Source organism: Microbacterium sp. Kw_RZR3, assembly GCF_029222405.1.
In the GTDB taxonomy this organism is placed as follows: Bacteria; Actinomycetota; Actinomycetes; order Actinomycetales; family Microbacteriaceae; genus Microbacterium.
In genome coordinates this window covers 1-4,538 of sequence record NZ_JARHXC010000188.1, presented here as the reverse complement: position 1 = coordinate 4,538, position 4,538 = coordinate 1, and the positions used below count along the sequence as shown (strand labels likewise).

At 72.9% G+C, this 4,538-nt stretch carries 3 protein-coding genes; all 3 read left to right on the top strand.

Annotated features, from left to right (window positions below):
* The first annotated feature begins 125 nt into the window (after positions 1 to 125).
* Positions 126 to 1,331 (top strand): LLM class flavin-dependent oxidoreductase, encoded by a 1,206-nt coding sequence (locus P2P98_RS10075; RefSeq protein ID WP_275799539.1) that lies wholly within the window; start codon positions 126 to 128, stop codon positions 1,329 to 1,331.
* Entirely contained in the window at positions 1,328 to 2,677 is a 1,350-nt protein-coding gene (locus P2P98_RS10070) for an NtaA/DmoA family FMN-dependent monooxygenase (protein ID WP_275799538.1), read from the top strand. The genes P2P98_RS10075 and P2P98_RS10070 overlap by 4 nt, the downstream gene beginning before the upstream one ends.
* Positions 2,674 to 4,538, top strand: a 1,865-nt coding sequence (locus tag P2P98_RS10065; RefSeq protein ID WP_275799537.1) for an FAD/NAD(P)-binding protein, incomplete at its 3' end; no start/stop codon positions are given. The genes P2P98_RS10070 and P2P98_RS10065, both read left to right, overlap by 4 nt.

Here is a 4,538-nt window from a genome sequence, read left to right as displayed (position 1 = left end):
CGGACACCGACACCGTCGTAACAATGACGCCTCGCGGCGTTGTGTGACGCGCGCGATTGTGCCGACGCGGCACCGGCGGCACAGTGGGCGTCTCGGCGGGACCGGCCCGCCGCGAAGGAGTCCCGATGCCCGACCGCATCCACCTCGCCGTCGCCCTGGACGGCGCCGGCTGGCACCCGGCCGCGTGGCGTGAGTCCACCGCCCGCCCCACCGAGCTCACGACGCCCGCGTACTGGCGTGCTCTCGCCCGGACGGCCGACGACGCCGGACTCCTCCTCGCGACCATCGAGGACGCACTGAGCCTGGGCGGGCGATCCTTCGAGCCGGATGCCGAGACCCGGCGCGACCGCGTGCGGGGGCGCCTCGACGCGGTGCTGTTGGCGTCGTTCCTGGCCCCGGCCACGCGTCGCCTGGGTCTCGTCCCGACCGCGACCACCGCGCATCCCGAACCGTTCCACCTCGCCACCGGACTCCAGACCCTCGACCACGCCAGCCGGGGTCGCGCCGGCGTCCGCCTCGTCGCGGGCTCGACGCCGCAGGAACGCGCGAACTTCGGGCGCCGCACCGAGGGACCGACCGGGATCCCGGCATCCGGTCGCGTCGAAGACGATCCGGCGCTGCTCGCGGCGTTTCGCGAGGCGGGTGAGGTGGCCGACGTCCTCCGCCGCCTCGCCGACTCGTGGGAGGACGACGCCATCGTGCGCGACCTCGAGACCGGGAAGTTCCTCGACCGGGACCGCGTGCACAACGTCGCCTTCGAGGGCGAGTTCTTCTCGATCACCGGCGCCTCGATCGTGCCGCGCTCCCCGCAGGGCCAGCCGCTCATCACCGCCCTCGCGCACCAGACGATCCCGTACCGTTTCGCCGCGGAGCACGCCGACCTCGTGTTCGTCACGCCCGCGGACGCGGCGGCGGTCGGCGGCATCCTGAGCGAGCTCGCGGATGCCACGGACTCGGCGCGCACGACCGAGGAGCCGCTGCGCGTCTTCGCCGACCTGCTCGTGCTCGTCGACGAGACACGCGCCGGGGCCGAGGCCGTCTGGAACCGTCTCCAGGACCGCGCCCCGCTCACGACCGACGCCCGGGTCGTGGTCGGCACCGCCGACGACGTCGTGGACGAGATCCGCGCTCTCGCCGAGGCCGGGGTCGACGGCATCCGCCTGCGCCCCGCCCGCCTGCCCGCCGATCTCGAGGCGATCGCCGACCGGGTCGTGCCGCGCGCGGCGGCCGCCGGCATCCTGCTTCCCGACGACGGCGCACCGACGCTGCGCGAACGGGTCGGACTCCCCCGTCTCGCCAGCCGTTACGCCCGTCAGGAGGTCGGCGCATGACCCGCCGTCAGATCCACCTCGCCGCCCACTTCCCGGGTGTGAACAACACCACGGTCTGGACCGACCCGAGCGCGGGCAGTCAGATCGACTTCTCGTCGTTCGAGTACTTCGCCCGCACGGCCGAGCGGGGCTTCTTCGACTACCTCTTCCTCGCCGAGGGCCTGCGCCTGCGCGAGCACCGGGGGCAGCTGCACGACCTCGATGTCGCCGGACGTCCGAACACCCTCGCGATCCTCACCGCGCTGGCCGCCGTCACCGAGCACATCGGTCTCGTCGGCACGCTCAACACGACGTTCAACGAGCCCTTCGAGCTCGCCCGCCAGCTCGGCACGCTCGACATCCTGTCGAACGGCCGGGCCGGATGGAACGCCGTGACCAGCTCCGACGCGTTCCACGGCGCGAACTTCCGCCGCGGGGGCTACCTCGACCACGCCGACCGGTACGTGCGGGCGTCGGAGTTCGCGGCGCTGTCGAAGGCGCTCTGGTCGTCGTGGCGCGACGACGCGATCGTGGCGGATGCCGAGACCGGCGCGTTCCTCCGAGAAGACGCGATCGCGCGGGTGCGGCACGAGAGCCGCCTGTTCGACGTCGACGCGGTGTTCGACGTGCCACGCTCTCCGCAGGGGAGACCCGTGATCGTGCAGGCCGGGGACTCCCCCGACGGCCGCGACTTCGCGACCGCGCATGCCGACGTCATCTTCTCGCTGCACACCGAGTTCGCCGACGCGCAGCAGTTCTACCGCGATGTGAAGGGCCGCCTCGCGGCGCACGGCCGCGACGAGGATTCGCTCAAGATCCTCCCGGCAGCCACCTTCGTGCTCGGTGACACGGCCGACGAGGCCCGCGAACGCTCGCGCGAGATCGCTCTCGCCCAGGTGCGCCCGCAGACCGCGATCACCTACCTCGAGCAGATCTGGAACCGCGACCTCAGCGGGTACGACCCCGAGGGTCCGCTGCCTGATGTCGAACCCGACACCGGCGTCGAGACCGCGCAGGGCTTCGCCGGCCGCCACGCGGCGATCCGCGCGCGCGTCGGGCAGCTGCGCGAGCAGGCGGCCGCAGAGAACCTCAGCATCCGGGAGCTCGTGATCCGTCTGACCGCGAAGCACACCTTCGTCGGGACGCCGGAGCACGTGGCATCCGAGATCGACCGGTACGTGCAGGAACGCGCGACCGACGGGTTCACCGTCGTCGGACATGTCACCCCGCACGGCCTCGACGAGTTCGCCGACCGGGTCGTGCCGCTGCTGCAGGAGCGCGGCTCGTACCGCCGCTCGTACGACGACGGGGCGACGCTGCACGACCTGCTGGGGCTGCCGCCGGTGCTCACTCCCGCCGTGCGATGATCCGGGTCGTCATCGTGGGGGCCGGCCCGCGCGCGGTGATGCTGGTCGAGCGCCTGCTCGCCCGCCGGACCCGCGCGGCCAGTCCGCGCCTGCACATCACGCTCGTCGACCCGCACCCGCCGGGGGCCGGTCGCATCTGGCGCCGCGATCAGTCTCCGCTGCTCAAGCTCAACTCGATGGCGCGCGACGTGACCGTGTTCACCGACGAGACGTGCGCGATCTCGGGGCCGGTGCGTTCCGGGCCGTCGCTCATCGAGTGGGCCGAGCGCGTCCGCGCCGGGACCATCCCCGACGTCGCGATCGACGATCCGGATCTGGATGCCGAGCTCCGAACGCTCCGCGGAGACAGCTTCCCCACGCGCCGACTCCAGAGCGTCTACCTCGACTGGTTCTGGCGGCGGACGGTCGCGATCGCGCCGCCCGGAGTCGAAGTGCACGAGCACCGCGGAGTCGTGCAGTGGGTCGACGACACGATCGACGGGTACGAGGTGGCGCTGGCCGATGGCATCCGTCTTCCCGCCGACATCGTCGTGTACGCGGTCGGGCACAACGGACGCGACCCCGACGGCGAGACCCGCGCGCTGGTCACCGCGGCCGCGGACGCGGGCCTGACCTACGTGCCGCCGTCGTTCACCGCCGACACCGACCTCTCGGTGCTCGGTGCGGGCGACGACGTGATCGTGCGCGGCATGGGGCTGGCGGCGGTGGATGCCGTCGTGCTGCTGGCCGAGGGACGTGGCGGCCGCTTCGTCCGGACGCCGGAGGGCCGCGTGCGGTACGAGCCGTCGGGGCGCGAACCGCGCCTGCACCTCGGCTCGCGCCGCGGGGTGCCGTACCGCTCGAAGGTCTCGTCGGAGCTACGCGGCGACCCGCCCGCGCGTGAGGTGCTCACGCCCGCGGCGATCGCGGAGCTTCTGGCGCGACCGGGCACGATCGACTTCCTCGACGACGTGTGGCCGCTGATCGCCCGCGAGCTCGTGTGGGGGCACTACCGCGAGCTGTTCACCGGACACCCCGAGCGGGTCCTGGTCCCGTGGGGCGTCTTCCGCGAGACGCTGCGCGCCGTGGACGGTGACACGGCAGCCCTGCGGCGCGCGGTCACGGAGGTCGTCCCCGACCCGCTGGACCGTTTCGACGTCCCCGCGCTCGATGTGCCTCTCGGCCACGAGGCGTTCGCGGATGCCGCCGAGGTGCACCGCCGCGTCCGCCAGCACATCGTGGACGACCTGCATCTGCGCACGACCCCCGAACGCAGCACCGCGCAGGCGCTGTTCCTCACGATCCTGCAGTCGTTCCTCGCGGTGTCCGAGATCCCCGCCGAGCGGTGGAGCGCGCGGTCGCGGGCGATCGATCTCCCCGTGACCTGGCACACCTTCTTCAGCTACGTCGCGTCGGGGCCACCGGCCCATCGCCTCGAAGAGATCGGCGCGCTCGCGGATGCCGGGATCGTGCGGTTCCTCGGACCCGAGATCGCGGTGCGCGTCGACGACGGGCGGTTCGTGGCATCTTCTCCGCGGGTTCCGGGAGAGGTGCGCGCGGGTGCGCTCCTGGACGCATGGCTCCCGAGCGCCGAGGCGGCCTCGAGCGACAACGCGGCCTTGCGCGAACTGGCGACGCGGCACGGTCGCGAGGTGCACGTCGCCGACGAGACCTTCACGGGTTCGCTCGGCCGCATCGACACCGACGCCGACGGACGCGTCGTCTCACGCGACGGCATCCCGCACGCGACCCTCTTCGCCATCGGACCGTTCACCTCGGGTATGGAGGCCGGCGCCTTCACCCGCCCGCGATCCAACGCCCTGTCGCTCCGGCACACCGACCGCGTCGCGGGCGCGGTGTCGGAGGCGGTGGCCGCGGCGTC